20 protein-coding genes are annotated in these 14,915 nt (G+C 69.9%); 13 read left to right on the plus strand and 7 right to left on the minus strand.

The window, feature by feature from the left end:
• On the plus strand, window positions 1–649 hold a 649-nt coding region (locus tag AIIKEEIJ_RS21115), incomplete at its 5' end, for a TetR family transcriptional regulator (protein WP_161996490.1).
• Here the strand turns inward: AIIKEEIJ_RS21115 and AIIKEEIJ_RS21120 are convergent.
• From AIIKEEIJ_RS21120 to AIIKEEIJ_RS21145, 6 genes are all read right to left on the minus strand, one after another.
• A complete protein-coding gene (locus AIIKEEIJ_RS21120; protein ID WP_072636696.1) occupies window positions 552–2,693 on the minus strand; it encodes a transglycosylase domain-containing protein in 2,142 nt (713 codons plus the stop codon). The genes AIIKEEIJ_RS21115 and AIIKEEIJ_RS21120 overlap by 98 nt on opposite strands.
• Window positions 2,694–2,863: 170 nt before the next feature.
• Window positions 2,864–3,061, minus strand: coding sequence for a hypothetical protein (locus AIIKEEIJ_RS21125; RefSeq protein WP_006932283.1), 198 nt, complete (start codon window positions 3,059–3,061; stop codon window positions 2,864–2,866).
• Window positions 3,058–3,909 (minus strand): carbohydrate ABC transporter permease, encoded by an 852-nt coding sequence (locus tag AIIKEEIJ_RS21130; protein WP_006932281.1) that lies wholly within the window; start codon window positions 3,907–3,909, stop codon window positions 3,058–3,060. Before AIIKEEIJ_RS21130 ends, AIIKEEIJ_RS21125 begins: the two co-directional genes overlap by 4 nt.
• Window positions 3,906–4,988, minus strand: coding sequence for a carbohydrate ABC transporter permease (locus AIIKEEIJ_RS21135; protein WP_029546719.1), 1,083 nt, complete (start codon window positions 4,986–4,988; stop codon window positions 3,906–3,908). The genes AIIKEEIJ_RS21130 and AIIKEEIJ_RS21135 overlap by 4 nt, the downstream gene beginning before the upstream one ends.
• Before the next feature lie 14 nt (window positions 4,989–5,002).
• Window positions 5,003–6,280, minus strand: coding sequence for an ABC transporter substrate-binding protein (locus AIIKEEIJ_RS21140; protein WP_006932272.1), 1,278 nt, complete (start codon window positions 6,278–6,280; stop codon window positions 5,003–5,005).
• A 146-nt stretch (window positions 6,281–6,426) separates the two neighbouring features.
• Window positions 6,427–7,500: an ABC transporter ATP-binding protein gene (locus AIIKEEIJ_RS21145; RefSeq protein WP_029546720.1), complete on the minus strand. Its 1,074-nt coding sequence runs from the start codon at window positions 7,498–7,500 to the stop codon at window positions 6,427–6,429.
• 85 nt (window positions 7,501–7,585) lie between these two features.
• Here AIIKEEIJ_RS21145 and AIIKEEIJ_RS21150 point away from each other — a divergent pair, with 85 nt between their 5' ends.
• Together AIIKEEIJ_RS21150 and AIIKEEIJ_RS21155 are read left to right on the plus strand one after the other, a co-directional pair.
• Window positions 7,586–8,395 (plus strand): DUF2786 domain-containing protein, encoded by an 810-nt coding sequence (locus AIIKEEIJ_RS21150; protein WP_338020998.1) that lies wholly within the window; start codon window positions 7,586–7,588, stop codon window positions 8,393–8,395.
• Window positions 8,392–8,907 (plus strand): TIGR04338 family metallohydrolase, encoded by a 516-nt coding sequence (locus tag AIIKEEIJ_RS21155; RefSeq protein ID WP_050036166.1) that lies wholly within the window; start codon window positions 8,392–8,394, stop codon window positions 8,905–8,907. Before AIIKEEIJ_RS21150 ends, AIIKEEIJ_RS21155 begins: the two co-directional genes overlap by 4 nt.
• A 26-nt stretch (window positions 8,908–8,933) precedes the next feature.
• Here AIIKEEIJ_RS21155 and AIIKEEIJ_RS21160 read toward each other — a convergent pair whose 3' ends face one another.
• Window positions 8,934–9,155 (minus strand): CsbD family protein, encoded by a 222-nt coding sequence (locus AIIKEEIJ_RS21160; RefSeq protein WP_161996491.1) that lies wholly within the window; start codon window positions 9,153–9,155, stop codon window positions 8,934–8,936.
• Between the two features lie 292 nt (window positions 9,156–9,447).
• On the opposite strand from AIIKEEIJ_RS21160, the gene AIIKEEIJ_RS21165 reads away from it, so the two are divergent.
• Genes AIIKEEIJ_RS21165 through AIIKEEIJ_RS21210 form a run of 10 tightly spaced genes read left to right on the plus strand, consistent with a single transcriptional unit; the run spans window position 9,448 to window position 14,909 of the window.
• The gene (locus AIIKEEIJ_RS21165; RefSeq protein WP_161996492.1) at window positions 9,448–10,176 is read left to right on the plus strand and encodes a hypothetical protein; all 729 of its coding nucleotides are present in this window, start codon (window positions 9,448–9,450) and stop codon (window positions 10,174–10,176) included.
• 5 nt (window positions 10,177–10,181) lie between these two features.
• The gene (locus AIIKEEIJ_RS21170; protein ID WP_161996493.1) at window positions 10,182–11,420 is read left to right on the plus strand and encodes an SRPBCC family protein; all 1,239 of its coding nucleotides are present in this window, start codon (window positions 10,182–10,184) and stop codon (window positions 11,418–11,420) included.
• A complete protein-coding gene (gene gvpJ, locus AIIKEEIJ_RS21175; protein WP_072636701.1) occupies window positions 11,417–11,833 on the plus strand; it encodes a gas vesicle protein GvpJ in 417 nt (138 codons plus the stop codon). The genes AIIKEEIJ_RS21170 and gvpJ overlap by 4 nt, the downstream gene beginning before the upstream one ends.
• Entirely contained in the window at window positions 11,833–12,630 is a 798-nt protein-coding gene (locus AIIKEEIJ_RS21180; protein ID WP_006932240.1) for a GvpL/GvpF family gas vesicle protein, read from the plus strand. Before gvpJ ends, AIIKEEIJ_RS21180 begins: the two co-directional genes overlap by 1 nt.
• 3 nt (window positions 12,631–12,633) lie before the next feature.
• Window positions 12,634–12,897 (plus strand): gas vesicle protein GvpG, encoded by a 264-nt coding sequence (locus AIIKEEIJ_RS21185; protein ID WP_161996494.1) that lies wholly within the window; start codon window positions 12,634–12,636, stop codon window positions 12,895–12,897.
• The gene (locus tag AIIKEEIJ_RS21190) at window positions 12,894–13,226 is read left to right on the plus strand and encodes a gas vesicle protein GvpO (RefSeq protein WP_072636703.1); all 333 of its coding nucleotides are present in this window, start codon (window positions 12,894–12,896) and stop codon (window positions 13,224–13,226) included. Before AIIKEEIJ_RS21185 ends, AIIKEEIJ_RS21190 begins: the two co-directional genes overlap by 4 nt.
• On the plus strand, window positions 13,223–13,612 hold the full coding sequence (locus AIIKEEIJ_RS21195) for a gas vesicle protein (protein ID WP_006932229.1): 390 nt from the start codon (window positions 13,223–13,225) through the stop codon (window positions 13,610–13,612). The genes AIIKEEIJ_RS21190 and AIIKEEIJ_RS21195 overlap by 4 nt, the downstream gene beginning before the upstream one ends.
• The gene (locus tag AIIKEEIJ_RS21200) at window positions 13,605–14,393 is read left to right on the plus strand and encodes a GvpL/GvpF family gas vesicle protein (RefSeq protein WP_161996495.1); all 789 of its coding nucleotides are present in this window, start codon (window positions 13,605–13,607) and stop codon (window positions 14,391–14,393) included. Before AIIKEEIJ_RS21195 ends, AIIKEEIJ_RS21200 begins: the two co-directional genes overlap by 8 nt.
• Window positions 14,390–14,623 (plus strand): gas vesicle protein GvpJ, encoded by a 234-nt coding sequence (locus tag AIIKEEIJ_RS21205; protein ID WP_161996496.1) that lies wholly within the window; start codon window positions 14,390–14,392, stop codon window positions 14,621–14,623. The genes AIIKEEIJ_RS21200 and AIIKEEIJ_RS21205 overlap by 4 nt, the downstream gene beginning before the upstream one ends.
• Window positions 14,616–14,909 carry a gas vesicle protein K gene (locus tag AIIKEEIJ_RS21210; protein WP_072636705.1) on the plus strand — a complete coding sequence of 98 codons (294 nt, stop codon included), beginning with the start codon at window positions 14,616–14,618 and terminating at the stop codon, window positions 14,907–14,909. Before AIIKEEIJ_RS21205 ends, AIIKEEIJ_RS21210 begins: the two co-directional genes overlap by 8 nt.
• The last annotated feature ends 6 nt before the right edge of the window (window positions 14,910–14,915 follow it).

Here is a 14,915-nt window from a genome sequence, read left to right on the forward strand (position 1 = left end):
CGACATCCTCGATCGCGCCGACGTCGGCCGCTCCACGTTCTACCACCACTTCCGCGACAAGGACGACCTGCTGGTGGTCAGCTGCACCGAATATGTGCAGCGGGCCGTCGAGGAACGCACTCGGGGACGGCAGACGCCGTGGGGACCGGTGCGCACCGTGTTCGACCTGTGCGAGCAGCACCCGCGGTTGTACGAGGCGCTGGCCGGCCGGCGCAGCGACGCCGTGCTCGTGCGCGCCACCACCCACATGGTCCACGAGGTCCTCGCCGGCCACCTGCGCGAACAGTGCGAGGCGGGGGAGGCGGAGTGCGATCCGGCGGTGCGGTTCCTCGCGTGGGGGATCGTCGGCCTGTTCGGTCCTGTCGCCGCGGGCGAGCTGACGGCCGCGCAGGCGTTCGCCACGTTCGAGGCCGCGGCGCGGCCGTGGCGTCTCTCGGACCCCGGGCCGGTCCGACCCGGGGGTCCGGCGGCGGTACCGCTCACCCCCACGGCGGCGGTGCCGCTCACCCCCACGGCGGCGGTGCCGCTCACCCCCACGGCGGCGCCATCACCTATCCGGGAATCTGGATCGTCACGCCCGGCAGGACCTCGATCTGCTGCGGCACCTGGATCTCCGGCGGCAGCTCCACCGGCGGCGCCGGGATCGTGATCGGCGGCAGCTCCGGCAGCTGCAGCTGGGGCAACTGCACGGGCGCCGGGACGTTGTTCGACGGGGCCGTCACCCCGGTGTCGACGGGCACGCCCGCCTGCCCGCCGATCGGCTCGGGCCACGGGAAGCTCTCGACCTCGGTGCCCTCGAGGGCACCGTCCATCGTGCCCTTCCAGATGTCCGACGGCAGCATCGAACCGTAGATCGACCCGCCCCAGCTGTTCGTGATCGCGGTGCCGTCCGGCGTGCCGACCCACACCGCGGTCGACAGCGACGGGGTGTACCCGACCATCCAGGCGTCCTTGTTCAGGCCGGTGTCACCGAGCTGGGTGGTCCCGGTCTTCGCCGCCGACGGCCGCCCGCCCGCGAGCGCGTGTCCGCGCGAGTACGCGGCGATCGGCTGCATCGCCTGCGTGACGTTGTCCGCGACGGCCGGGTCTAGGCGCTGCTCGCCCGGGGACGCGGGCCGGTCCAGCAGCACCTCGCCCTCCGCGTTGACGACCCGCTGCACGAAGTACGGCTGGTGGTAGGTCCCCGACGCGGCGAGCGTGGCGTACGCCGACGCCATGTCGATCACCCGCGACTGGTACTGGCCCAGCACGATGCCGCCCTCCGGCGCGCCGCCGTTGTGGCTGAGCGTGGGGCCCTCGATGCCGGGAATCTCGAGCGGGATGCCGGCCTCGTGGGCGGCGTCGGCGATCTTCTGCGGCCCGTCCTCCATGGCCAGCATCAGCCGGTAGAAGCTGGTGTTCAGCGACCGCTTCAGCGCCTCGGCGATGGTGCACACGCCGCACGACTCGCCCTCGACGTTGCCGATCTCGAGATTGCCGACGGTCAGCGGAGCGCTGCTGAACCGGGCGTTCAGGCCGATGCCGTCCTTCAGCGCCGCGACGAGGCCGAACACCTTGAACGCCGAGCCGGTCTGCACGGGTGCCTGCGCGAAGTCGAACCCGGCGCCCTCCTCGCCGCCGTAGTACGCCCGGACCGCGCCGGTGCGCGGATCGATCGACACGACGGCCGTGCGCAGGTTCGCCGGTTCGCCCTCGAGGGTCTCGCGAGCCGAGTCGATCGCCGCCTGCTGCGCCCGCGGATCGATCGTCGTCGTGATCTGCAGGCCCTCGGTGCTGAGTACCTGGCCGCTGATGCCCGCCGCCTCGAGCTCGCGGATCACCTGGGTGCGCAGCAGCCCCTCCGGCCCGCCGGCCTCGTTGGCCTGCGTCGCCTGCGCGGCCGGCACCGTCGGAGGGAACTCCTGGGCGTCGCGTTCGGCGGTGTCGAGCTCGCCCATCTCGACCATGCCGTCGAGGACGTACTTCCAGCGCGCCTCGATCGCCGGCCGGTTGAACTCGGGGTCGAGCGCCGACGGGGTCTGGATCACCCCGGCGAGCACAGCGCCCTCGGCCACCGACAGCTCCCCGACCGGCTTGCCGAAGTACGCCTGCGCGGCGGCGGCGATGCCGTAGGCGCCGCGGCCGAAGTAGATGGTGTTCAGGTACGACTGCAGGATCTCGTCCTTGGACCACTGCCTGGCCATCTTCGTCGAGATCACCAGCTCCCGCATCTTGCGGGTGACGGTCCGGTCGGCGCCGACGAGCACGTTCTTGACGTATTGCTGGGTGATGGTGGACCCGCCGCCGGCGGTTTCCTTGCCGAGCACGTTGTCGCGGGCCGCGCGAGCGAAGCCGCTGACCGAGAAGCCCGGGTTGCTGTAGAAGTTGCGGTCCTCGGCCGAGAGCACGGCGTTGCGCACGTGCTCCGGGATCTCCGCGAGGTCGACCTCGACACGGTTGCCCTCGGGTGGCACGATCCGGCTCAGCTCGGTGGTACCGTCCGCGGCGTAGACCGTCGCGACCTGATTGGTCCTCATGTCCGACGGGCGGGGCACGTCCGTCGACATGTACGCCACCGCGAACGCGAGCGCCGGCACGAGCACCAGAACGGCCACCACGGCGAGCGCGATGTTGCCGACGATGCGCCACCGCCGCGCTTTCGCAGCGGCGGTGGGCTTCCTGTGCTGGGGGTTCGACGGGGTCGTAGAACTCACACGTACCACTTTCTCGGAAAGATCCGGGTCCGACGAATGATCGCACCCTCTCGATCGCATGGTACGGAGTTCCGTCCCGATGTGACGGGTACCGCAGGCCGCGCGGACACCGCTCGGCCCGCGCGCCCCGGCGGAGAAACCGCCTCCGAGCTGCGGCGATACGGCACCCCTCAGGAGCCCGCGCGCCGCCAGGCCCGGAACGTCAGCCCCCACGCCGCCACGCACCCGAGCAGCACCAGCGACGGGACCACCCCGGGCGAGGCGGACAGCAGCTCGGCGACCGCACCGACCAGCGCCAGCAGCGTGACCATGGTCAGGAACCCGAGCAGCAGCTCGAGCCGCTGCCGGCGCGACGGCCGGCGGCTCACGACTTGACGCCGCCGGCGGTCAGGCCTGCGATGATGCGACGCTGGAAGATCAGCACCATCACCACCAGCGGCACCATCACCAGGGTGCCGCCCGCCATGATCGACGCATACGGCGTCACATACGGGTCGGTCCCGGTGAACCGGGCCATCGCCACGGTCACCGGGGCGGTCTTCTCGCTCGACAGCTGCGACATGAGCAGGAACTCGTTGACGGTCGCGATGAACGCGAGGATCGCGGTGGTGAACAGCGCCGGCGCCGCGAGCGGCAGCATGATCATCCGGAACGCCTGGCCCCGGCTGGCGCCGTCCATGCGGGCGGCCTCCTCGAGCTCCCAGGGCAGCTCGGAGAAGAACGAGGTCAGCGTGTAGATCGTCAGCGGCAGCACGAACGAGATGTTCGGGATGATCAGGGCCTTGTAGCTGCCGATCCAGCCGATGTCGGTGAACAGCTGGAACAGCGGCGTCACCAGCGCGACGACGGGGAACATCGACGCGCCGAGGATGATGCCGGTGACGAAGTACTTGCCGCGGAAGTCGAACCGGGACAGCGCGTAGGCGGTGAAGACACCGACCAGCAGCGCGATCGCGGTGGTGGCCCCGGCGATGATCACGCTGTTGAGCAGCGCCCGGGAGAAGTTGACCTTCGCGGACGGGTCCAGGGCGTCCGCGAAGTTCTGCAGCGTCGGGTTCGTCGGCCACGGCGTGGTGCTGAACGTGTCCGCCGGGTCGCGCAGCGCGGTGACGATCATCCAGTAGCACGGGGCCAGGCCCCACACGACGATGAGTGCGACGCCGGCGTAGGTGCCGATGCTGCCGCGCAGGGCCTTGCCGGTGCCCGGTCGGCTCATGCCGGGGTCCCCTTCCGCTGTTCTTCCTGCGTGCGCACCGCGTTGGCGCCGAGGAACCGGACCAGGACGAACGCCACCGCGAAGATGATGAGGAACGTGATCGTCGACAGGGCCGACGCGGAGTTCGCGCCCTGGCGCATCTGGTCGACCACCAGCACCGAGATGGTGGAGGTGGCCGGGTTGGAGCCCATCATGATGGCGGGCAGGTCGTACATGCGCAGCGCGTCCATCGTGCGGAACAGGATCGCGACCATGAGCGCCGGCTTCACCAGCGGCAGCGTGATCTGGGTGAACCGCTGCCAGGCGGACGCGCCGTCGACCTTGGCGGCCTCGTACACGTCCGACGGGATCATCTGCAGCCCGGCCAGGATGAGCAGCGCCATGAACGGCGCGGTCTTCCACACGTCGGCGACGATGATCGCGAACCGCGCGGGCCACGGGTCGGCCGTCCACAGGATCTCGGTGCCGAGGATCTGGTTGGCGATGCCGTCGTTGGCGAAGATGAAGAACCACAGCTTCGCGGTGACCGCGGTGGGGATCGCCCACGGCACCAGCACCGACGCGCGCAGCAGGCCGCGACCGCGGAACGACTTCGCCATCACCAGCGCCATCGCGAACCCGATGACCGTCTCCAGCGCCACCGTCACCACGGTGAAGAAGAAGGTGTTGCCCACCGAACCCCAGAACTGCGAGCCGAGGGTGCCCGGCGGGCACGGGATCGAGCCCGTCGCGGTGCCGCAGCTCTGCGTGATCCAGCGGACGTAGTTCTCGACGCCGACGAAGCCGCCGGTGACGAACCGGCCCGTCTCGGGATCGAGCTTCTTCGCGTCGCCGTGGAACGACATCCACACCGCCCGGCCGAGCGGATACAAGATGACGACGGCCAGCACGACCAGTGTCGGCGCGACGAACGCCCACACCGGTATCCGCCGGCGCGCCTTCACTGCCGCGGCCGGCGGCTCGGGGGGCTCGGGAGCCCGGTGCCGGCCGCCTCCACGGCCACGGTCGGGACCGATCACTGCGGTCCCGACCGTGGTGGTGGGCGACTGGTCCGCGGGCTCGACCTGCGGCTTCGCCATGTACTACTCCTGCATCAGTTGCCGGCGGTCTCGATGCCGGCCTTGGTGTCCGCGAGCGCCTGATCCACCGTCTTCTCACCGCGGATCGCCGCGTAGGCGTTGTCGCGGATGGCCTTGGAGACCTGCGAGTAGTACGGGGTGACCGGACGCGGCTGCGCGTTGGCCAGGGATTCCTTCAGCGTCGCGAAGTACGGGTACTGCTCGAGGATCTGCGGGTCGTCGTAGACCTCCTCGAGGACCGGCGCGCCACCGGCCTCGGCGTAGTAGGTCTGCGACTTGCGCGTCTGCATGAACTCGAGGAAGTCGCGGGCGGTCGCCGGCGCATCGGAGAACGCGCTGATGCCGACGTTGTAGCCGCCCAGGGTGGAGGCGCCGGGGCCGTCCACGCCCGGCAGCACCGCGATGCCGTAGCGGCCGGCGACCGACGAGGACTCACCGTCGGTGAAGAAGCCCGGCCAGGTGCGCATGAACAGGGCGCGGCCCTCGCCGAAGGCGTTCTGCGACTCGCCCTCGGTGTACGTCTGCGCGGCCTCGGGGATGGTCCCGTCCTTGAACGAGTCGACGACGAACTGCAGCCCCTCGGCGGTCTTGTCGTCGATGGCCGGGGTGGTGCCGTCCTCGGCGACGAAGCTGCCACCGTAGGCGTTGACGATCTCGGAGACGTTGACCGTCAGGCCCTCGTAGTTCTTGAACTGGCCGACGTAGCAGTCGATGCCCGCCTCCTGCGCCTTCGGGCACTGCTCCTTCAGCTCCGCCCACGTGGCGGGGGCCTTGTCGACCAGGTCGGTGCGGTAGTACAGGAACGCGCCGTTGGTGTTCTTCGGCGCCGCGTACAGGGTGCCGTTGTAGGTGGCGGAGTCGACCGTGGCGGGCAGCAGGCCGCCGGTCTCGATCGCGTAGTCACCCTCGAGCGGCCGCAGCCAGCCGTTGGCCGCGAACTCGGCGGTGTTGGTGACGTCCACGGCGATGAGGTCGTACTCGTCGCTCTGGGCCTGCATGCGCTGGGTGATGTCGTCGCGCTGCTGGTCCGCTTCCTTGCCCAGCGGCTTGAAGGTGACCTGCTCGTCCGGGTGCTCCGCGTTCCAGTCGGCGATGATGCTCTCGAGCGCCGTGTTCAGCGGATCCTGACCCTCGACGATCGTGATGGGGCCGCGGCCCTCACCGCCGGCGGCGGTGCCCCCTTCGCTGCCCGAGTCCGAGCCGCCGTCGGAGGAACAGGCCGTGAGCACCAGCAGCGACGCGGCGGACGCCGCGACCGCCGCGCGGCGCATCGCCTTCGAGTTCAGAATCATGAATGACTCCCCGTTGAGATCGTGAGAAAAGCCTCGTCGGCGGCACCCGGCCACCGACATCGGCCCTTACTCTGGCATGGAGGGCACCGGAGTGCAGGGATTCCGCGCGACCTTGATCGGTTCCGTGTCGTGCCCTGCCGCTCGGCTCAGCCCAGGCGCCGGCCGTCGGACGTGGTGAAGACGTGCACCTGGTCCGGGTCGAACCGCAGGTGCACCCGCTCGCCCTTGTGGGGCGGATTGCGCCAGTCCCCGCGCGCGACGACCTGCTGCGGGCGGCCGGCGATCTGGGCGCGGCCGTAGATGTAGGCGTCGGAGCCGAGTTCCTCGACGACGTCGACGTCCATCCCCAGGCCGTCGGGCGCGATCTCGAAATGCTCGGGACGGATGCCGACCACCACCTCCGACTCGGTGACCCGGCCGACGACGTCGCGCGGCACCTGCACGGCGGTGTCGCCGAGCATCACCCCGCGGTCGAAGACCGGCAGCCTGAACAGGTTCATCGCCGGCGAGCCCATGAATCCGGCGACGAACACGTTGGCGGGCTTGTTGTAGAGCACGCGCGGCGACGCGCACTGCTGCAGAATCCCCTTGTCGAGCACGGCGACGCGGTCGCCCATCGTCATGGCCTCCACCTGATCGTGCGTGACGTAGACGGTGGTGGTGCCGAGGCGGCGCTGCAGCTGCGCGATCTGGGTGCGGGTCTGCACGCGCAGCTTGGCGTCGAGGTTGGACAGCGGCTCGTCCATCAGGAACACCTGCGGCTGGCGGACGATGGCGCGGCCCATGGCGACACGCTGCCGCTGCCCACCGGACAGCGCCTTGGGCTTGCGGTCGAGGTACTGCTCGAGGTCGAGCATCTTCGCGACCTCCTCGACCCGCGCGCGGATCTCCGCCTTCGGTGTCTTGGCGAGCTTGAGGGCGAAGCCCATGTTCTCGGCGACGGACATGTGCGGGTAGAGGGCGTAGTTCTGGAACACCATCGCGATGTCCCGGTCCTTGGGCTCCTGCGCCGTGACGTCGCGGCCGCCGATGAGGATGCGTCCGCTGTGCACCTGTTCGAGTCCCGCGAGCATCCGCAGGGAGGTGGACTTGCCGCAGCCGGACGGGCCGACCAGGACGAGGAACTCGCCGTCCTCGATCTCCAGGTTCAACGCGTCGACGGCAGGCGTGGTCGACCCGGGGAACAGACAGGTCGCGTGGTCGAAGGTCACTGGGGCCATGGCAGGAGAATAGGCGACCCCGTCGCCGTGGTGTCCTTTCGGATCACCACGGGTCCGAAAGGGCACCACGGCGTAGCCTGCCTGGGTGAGTTCGGAGAAGATGCTGACCCGCATCGGTGGCCTGCTCCGTCAGGCGGAATCCACCGACAACCCCCACGAGGCCGACGCGTTCCTCGCCGCCGCGCAGCGGCTGGCCACGGCGGCGTCGGTGGATCTGGCGGTGGCGCGTGCCCACACGGCGGGCCGGGAGCGCCGGGCCACCCCCGTGCAGCGCCTGATCACCATCGGCGAGGCCGGCCGGAAGGGGTTGCGGACGTACGCGCAGCTGTTCCTGGCGATCGCCGCCGCCAACGACGTCCAGTGCGACATCACCACGACGTCGACGGTGATCTACGCCTACGGCTTCGCCTCCGACATCGACGTGTGCGAGGCGCTGTACTCCTCGCTGCTGGTGCAGATGGTCCGCGCCTCCGACGCGTACCTGCGCTCGGGCACCTACAAGGAGGAGACGACGGTGCGCACGGTGGTCGAGACCCGCGGGGGACGGCGGGTGCGGACCCGGGTGCGCCGGCCCGTCGCGGCCGTCACCGCGCGGCTGAACTTCCAGTCGGCGTTCGCGGCGCGGATCGGCCGGCGGCTCGCGGAGGCGAAGCAGGACGCGGAGCAGGAGGCGGCGGCCGCCGCACCGGGCACGGCCCTGGCACTGCGGGACAAGCAGATCGAGCTGCGAGACTTCTACCGCAGCACGTCCGAGGCGCGCGGCAGCTGGCGCGGGCCGGGGGTGGGGGTGGGGCACTCGTCCGACGCCCGTCGTGCGGGGGACCGGGCGGGACGGCAGGCGCGCCTGGGTACGGCGCCGGAACTGCCGGTCCCGGCCCGGCGGTTGCCGCGGTGACCCGGCTGCGCGACACCCAGAGGACCGCCGTCTACGAGGCGGAGTCCTTGGTACGCAAGATGTTCGACCGCGCCGACGAGCGCGGACTCCGGGTGGTGGAGCTGGCCGGGTCGCAGGTGACCCTGCCGGTGGAGCGGCGCTTCGCCTCCATCGATTCCGTCCAGGCGTACGTGGACTCGGTGCTGGCGCTGAACTGGGTGCGGGCGCGCTGGCCGCGGGCGTCGGTGCGGGTGCGCGTCCGGGCACGCGCCGGCCATGCCGCCGCTCACTACGAAAGCGATTGCGCCACAATCGCGCTCCCGGAGCACCGCGCGAACACCGCGTGGGCGTTCCGCGAGCTGGTGGTGCTGCACGAGCTGGCGCACCATCTGGATGCGTCCGATCCGGACGATCCGGCGGAGCCGCCGCACGGGCCCGCGTTCGTCGACCGGTTCCTGACCCTGGTCGGCGAGATCATCGGGCCCGAGGCGGCGTTCGCCCTGCGCGCCTGCGGCTTCGCCGCCTGCGAATGACACCCGCCGGCGGCGCGCCGGGAGGCTCAGCGGAGATCGGAACGATGTGACCTGTTCTTGAATCGCCCTTGGGCATTCCTTACCGCGTGGGTGAGGTTGTCGCCGAACCGCTTGACGCGCCCGGAGACCTGGCCGCGCCTGCCCACGCTCTGCAGGTTCTTGTTTCCGGTCCGCTTGCCCAGGTTGTACCGGGTCTTGCCGACCACTTCCTCAGCCTTGTGCATCACCTTGTTGGCGAGGTGAGCCATGGTGCCCTCCTTAGCATTTCTGCGGGGACGGAGCCGCGCCCCGTCGAGGGTTGTCATACCCCGGGGCGCCGCCGGGAAACACCTCCGGGACATACCGATCGGTCCTTTATCACACCCGGATTGTGACGCATGCGCATTCCTGTTGATCGTCAGCGAAGCGATGTTTGAAATGCGTAGTGTGGGCTACACCACATCCGAACCGCACCGCGGGCCCGCCGCACCGGACCAGACACCGTGCGCAGCCGGGAACCTGCCCGCAACCGCGGCCACTTGCAGGCGAAGGAGAATGGTCATGAAAGGTGGGGCACGCGTCGCCGCCGGGGTGAGTATCGGGTACTTCCTCGGTCGCACGCACAAGATGCGGCTGGCGTTGATGCTCGCGGGGGCAGGCCTGACGGGACGCCTGCCCAGCAACCCGCAGGACATCCTCAAGCGTGGGGCCTCGATGGTCGGGTCCTCACCGGAACTCGTCAAGATCACCGATTCGGTTCGTGGCGAACTGATGAGCGCCGCCCGCGCAGCCGCGGTCACCGCCGCGAGCAACCGGATCGATTCGCTCAACGATCGGCTCCAGCAGCGCGCCGCCGGACGTTCCAAGGCTGCCGAGGAGGAGCCGGAGGAAGAGGAGTACGCCGGCGAGGAGCCCGAAGACGAGTACGCCGAAGGCGAATACGAGGAGGAGCCGGGCGAGGAGTCCGCCGAAGAGGAGGAGTACCCGGAGGAGGAAGCCGAAGAGGAGGAAGCCCCGGAGGAGGAAGCCCCGGAGGAGGAAGAGGGCGCTCCGGAAGAGGCCGAGGAAGCCGAGGAGGAGGCCCCGAAGCCCGCGCGGCGGCGGCCGGCCGCCCGACGGCGCACCTCGGAATCCGCGAGCCGTCCCAAGGCATCCCGGGCCAAGTCGAAGCCACAGGAACCGGAGGAGTCCGGCGACGAGGGCGAGGAGCCGTCGAAGCCCCGGCGACGCAGCACCCGCGCTGAGACACCCTCCACCGGACGCGCTCCGGTCCGGCGCACGAGGAAGTGAGTCCGATGACGCGATCACTCGGAGACGCCACCCGCCGGCTGGGCAAGACCGCCACGGAGACCGTCGGCAAGGCCGGCAAGACCGCCGCCGGCACCGCGGGACAGGCCGGTAAGACGGCCACCGGGGCGGCCGGAAGCGCCGGCAAGGCGGTGCAGGACCTCTCACCCACCAAGCACCTGCAGAAGTCGCTGCAAGGTCTGGCCGGGACGTTTGCCGAGCGTGCCCTGTCGACGGTCTCCGACAAGGTGACCGGGACTGCTGGGCGCCTCAACGACTATGCCGAGGGCGGGGGCGGCAACCTGATGAGCGCCTTGACCGGCGGCCAGAAGTCCGCGGAGGGCGAGTCGTCGGTCAAGTCCGCCATGAGCACCGGCCTGGAGAACATCAAGCAGACCGCCAAGGACAAGTTCGAGGGCGTCAAGGAATCCCTCGGCGGAGGCGGCAAAGGCAAGGGCGCCGGCGGCAAGAAGATCAAGCTCACCAATATCGTCGAGCAGATCGACGTCGGCGTCCCGATCGAACTTGCCTACGACATGTGGACCCAGTTCGCGGACTGGCCGAAGTTCATGAAGAAGGTCGAGCAGGTCGAGCAGGCCTCGGACGAGAAGCTGCAGTGGACCGGCAAGGTGTTCTGGTCCCGGCGCAACTGGGAGTCGACGATCCTCGAACAGGTTCCGTTCGATCGGATCGTGTGGCGCTCGAAGGGCGCCAAGGGCTACATCGACGGGGCGGTGACCTTCCACGAGATCACCGACAACCTGACCCGCATCATCATGGTGCTCGAGTACCACCCCAAGGGGCTGTTCGAGAAGACGGCCAACCTGTGGCGAGCCGTGGGACGACGAGCACGACTGGAGCTCAAGCACTTCGAACGCCATGTGATGACCGAGGCCGTCCTGCACGCCGAGGACATCCAGGGCTGGCACGGCGAGATCCGCGACAGCGAGGTCGTCAAGGACGACGAGACCGCCCGGCGCGAAGAGGAGGAACAGGAGCAGGAGGACCAGGAGCAGGACGTCGGGGACGAAGGCGCCGAGGACGAACTCCCCGAGGATCAGGACGAGGAAGACGAAGGCCTGCAGGACGAGGAGGACGAGGAGCCGGAGGAGGAAGACGAAGGCCTGCAGGACGAGGAGGACGAGGAGCCGGAGGAGGAAGACGAGGAGCCCGAGGAGGAACCGGCACCCTCACGGCGACGGCGCGCGGCCACCCGTAAGGGTGGCAGGCAAGGAGCACGCACATGACGATCCAACCCGCCGGCGGCGGGGGCGGCGGAGGTGGTGGCGGCGGCACGATGGCCCGCCCCAACTCCTCCGGTCTGGCCGACGTCATCGACACCATCCTGGACAAGGGACTCGTCATCGACGCGTTCGTGCGGGTGTCGCTGGTGGGCATCGAACTGCTGACCATCGACGCACGCATCGTGGTGGCCAGTGTCGACACCTATCTGCGGTTCGCCGAGGCGGTGAACCGGCTCGAGATCTCGCAGAACGAACCGAAGGGCCTGCCCGACCTAGTCGGTGACATCACCCAGGGCGGGGCGAAGCACAAGACCAAGGGCGCGCTCGAGGCCGCGGGCGAGAAGGTCATGGACTTCCTCGGCGACGTGGAAGACAAGCGGCAGACGGCCAGCCGACCGAAGAGAAGGGGGGATTGATGTCCACCGATCAGGCCGCAGAGGCACCCGAGAGCGAAGGCGGGCAGAGCACCGCGATGTACGTCTACGGCATCGTGCCGGCCGACGTGGAGCCCGAGGAGCACGCGAAGGGCGTGGGGAAGCCCCAGAGCGACGTCGCGGTGGTGCGCCACGGCGACATCGCCGCACTGGTCAGCGAGATCTCGGTCGACCGGCCGCTCGGCACGCCCGACGATCTGAAGGCACACGCGGAACTGCTGGACGGTTCCGCGGCCGTCGCGCCCGTGCTACCGCTGCGGTTCGGGGCGGTGATGACGGATGCGGAGGCGGTGGAGCGGGAGCTGCTCGAGGAGAACCACGACGAGCTGAAGGCAGCACTGGACGAACTCGAGGGGCGTGCGCAGTTCGTGATCAAGGGCCGCTACGTCGAGAACGCGGTCCTGCGCGAGGTGCTCGACGAGAACTCCGAGGCCGCCCGGCTGCGCGACGAGATCCGCGACAAGTCGGAGGACGCCACCCGCGACGCCCGCATGGCTCTCGGGGAGATCATCAGCCAGGCGATCGAGTCCAAACGCGCCGAGGACACCCGCCGGGTGATCGACGCCCTCGAGGCCCTCGAACCGATGGTCAACGAGCGCCAGCCCACCCACGAGGAGGACGCGGCCCACGTCGCCGTCCTCGTCGAACTCGACCGTCAGGGCGAGCTCGAAGAGGCGGTGGGTTCGCTCGCGCACGAGTGGGACGGCCGGGTCGAGATGACGCTGCTGGGCCCGATGGCGGCGTACGACTTCGTGATGAAGCGGGAACCGGAGGGCTGACACATGGGACTGATCTCGTCCATCCTCTTGTTGCCGCTCGCCCCGGTCAGAGGCGTGCTCTGGCTCGGCGAAGTCATCCAGGACCAGGTCGAGCAGACACTCCACGACCCGGCGACCATTCGGAGGGAACTCGAGGAGATCGACGAGGCGGCGGCGGCCGGTCGACTGTCGGAGGACGAGAAGGAGAAGGCACAGCAGGCGGTCCTCGACCGCATGATCCGGCCTGGCGGCGGTACGGCACCCGCCGGGGGGAGTGAGAACCTGTGAGCGGCAGGGCGACGCCCGAGGATTCCGACGACGTCCACGACGACGACCAGCCGCCGCCCCTGACGGCAGGCGAGGCCGCCGCGGCCGCCCTCGAGCACCTCGTGGAGCTGACCTCGAAGGAGCCCCAGGGGGCCACCTCGGTGGAGCCGGCCGATCACGGCTGGACCGTGGAGATCGAGGTGCTCGAGGATCGGCGCATCCCGTCGTCGGCGGACATGCTGGCCCTCTACGAGGTGGAGATCGACCTGGACGGAAACCTGCTGGCATACCGCCGAACCAAGCGCTACGGCCGCGGCAGCAGCGACATCGGCGAAAGGGACCGGCGATGACCGTGATGGGGGGCAGCTCGTCGCCGCAGCCGTCCGGGGGCGGTCACCAGTCGACGAACCTCGGCGACATCCTCGAGCGGGTCCTCGACAAGGGCCTGGTGATCGCCGGCGACATCCAGGTCAATCTGCTCGACATCGAGTTGCTCACCATCAAACTGCGGTTGGTGATCGCCTCCCTCGAGACGGCGAAGGCCGTGGGCATCGACTGGTGGGAGTCGGATCCGTGGCTCAGCAGCAAGGCCCGCAACCGCGAGATCGATCGGGAGGACGACAAGCTGGAACTCGAGAACCGGCGGCTGCGCGAGCGGATCGCCGAACTCGAGTCCGGGCAGGGCCGCCGCGAGGCCGTCGAGAGCGCTCGTGTGGAAGAGGAGGATCGTGACTGACGGAACCGGAGCGTGGTTGTACGCCGTGACGGACGACGGGCTCGCCGAGGAGGACCTCGGCGGGCTCACCGGCGTCGCAGGGGAAGCGGTGCGCGCCGTGACCGCCGGGGGCCACTCCGCCGTCGTGGGTTCGGTGCCGCTCGAGGTGTTCGGGGAGGAGCCGTTGCGGCACAACCTCGAGGACCTGCAGTGGCTCGAGGCGACGGCCCGGGCGCACGACGCCGTGGTGTCCGCCCTCGTGCGGCGGGGTGCGGTGATCCCGCTGCGCCTGGCCACCGTCTATCTCGACGACGCCCGCGTGCGCGATCTGCTGGACGAGCGGCGTGCGGACTTCGAGTCGGCGCTGGCCCTGGTGACCGGCCGCACGGAGTGGGGGGTCAAGGCGTACGGCGACCGGCGGGCCCTCGCCGACGCGGTGGCGGAGGCGCAGATCGCGGGCAGCGCCAAGGGCTCCGGCACCGCCTACCTGCTCCGTCGCCGCGCCCAGCTGTCGGCGCAGGAGTCCGTCGAGCGCGACGCCGCGGCCCGCGCCGACGAGATCCACTCCCGGTTGGTGCGGCAGGCCGCCGCCGGCCGGCGTCAGGCCGCGACGGATCCGGCGCTGAGCGGCCGGCGGGACTGGATGGTGCTCAACGGCACCTATCTGGTGGACGACGACCGCGCGGACGAGTTCGCGGCGACGGTCGAGGAACTCGGCAAGGAGTTTCCCGGGATCCGGCTCGAGCTGACCGGGCCGTGGCCGCCGTATTCGTTCGCCGGTGTGGAGCGGACATCCACATGAATCACGTCAGCGAGAGCGCCGACGGCGAGCGCCGCATCGCCCTCATCGACCTCCTGGACCGGGTGCTCGCCGGCGGGGTCGTCATCACCGGCGACATCAAGCTGTCCATCGCGGACGTCGACATGGTGCAGATCTCGCTGCGTGCCCTGATCTCGTCCGTCAGCACGCTGTCGGCAACCGGGATCGAACCGCCCGTCCCTCGCGACGCCCTGGAGGCGCCGGATGAGTGAATTCGACGGCATTTCACCGCGTATCGACTCGGATCCCGAGTCGGTCGAGCGTGGGCTGGTCACGCTCGTCCTCACCCTCGTGGAGTTGCTGCGGCAGCTGATGGAGCGGCAGGCGCTGCGGCGCGTGGACGAGGGGGACCTGAGCGACGAGCAGATCGAGCGCATCGGCACCACCCTCATGCTGCTCGAGGAACGCATGGGGGAGTTGCGTGACCACTTCGGGCTCACCCCCGAGGATCTCAACATCGACCTCGGACCGCTGGGGACGCTGCTGCCCCGGGAGTGAGCCCGC

The sequence above is a fragment of the Rhodococcus sp. YH1 genome (genome assembly GCF_009939605.1).
Taxonomy (GTDB): Bacteria; Actinomycetota; Actinomycetes; order Mycobacteriales; family Mycobacteriaceae; genus Rhodococcus; species Rhodococcus aetherivorans.

Bases quoted from the DNA above. Each gene is read 5' to 3' on its own strand.
- AIIKEEIJ_RS21130 (WP_006932281.1), bottom strand. From the start codon at position 3,909: ATGAGCCGACCGGGCACCGGCAAGGCCCTGCGCGGCAGCATCGGCACC.
- AIIKEEIJ_RS21135 (WP_029546719.1), bottom strand. From the start codon at position 4,988: ATGGCGAAGCCGCAGGTCGAGCCCGCGGACCAGTCGCCCACCACCACG.
- AIIKEEIJ_RS21140 (WP_006932272.1), bottom strand. From the start codon at position 6,280: ATGATTCTGAACTCGAAGGCGATGCGCCGCGCGGCGGTCGCGGCGTCC.
- AIIKEEIJ_RS21145 (WP_029546720.1), bottom strand. From the start codon at position 7,500: ATGGCCCCAGTGACCTTCGACCACGCGACCTGTCTGTTCCCCGGGTCG.
- AIIKEEIJ_RS21160 (WP_161996491.1), bottom strand. From the start codon at position 9,155: ATGGCTCACCTCGCCAACAAGGTGATGCACAAGGCTGAGGAAGTGGTC.
- AIIKEEIJ_RS21165 (WP_161996492.1), top strand. From the start codon at position 9,448: ATGAAAGGTGGGGCACGCGTCGCCGCCGGGGTGAGTATCGGGTACTTC.
- AIIKEEIJ_RS21170 (WP_161996493.1), top strand. From the start codon at position 10,182: ATGACGCGATCACTCGGAGACGCCACCCGCCGGCTGGGCAAGACCGCC.
- gvpJ (WP_072636701.1), top strand. From the start codon at position 11,417: ATGACGATCCAACCCGCCGGCGGCGGGGGCGGCGGAGGTGGTGGCGGC.
- AIIKEEIJ_RS21180 (WP_006932240.1), top strand. From the start codon at position 11,833: ATGTCCACCGATCAGGCCGCAGAGGCACCCGAGAGCGAAGGCGGGCAG.
- AIIKEEIJ_RS21185 (WP_161996494.1), top strand. From the start codon at position 12,634: ATGGGACTGATCTCGTCCATCCTCTTGTTGCCGCTCGCCCCGGTCAGA.
- AIIKEEIJ_RS21195 (WP_006932229.1), top strand. From the start codon at position 13,223: ATGACCGTGATGGGGGGCAGCTCGTCGCCGCAGCCGTCCGGGGGCGGT.
- AIIKEEIJ_RS21205 (WP_161996496.1), top strand. From the start codon at position 14,390: ATGAATCACGTCAGCGAGAGCGCCGACGGCGAGCGCCGCATCGCCCTC.
- AIIKEEIJ_RS21210 (WP_072636705.1), top strand. From the start codon at position 14,616: ATGAGTGAATTCGACGGCATTTCACCGCGTATCGACTCGGATCCCGAG.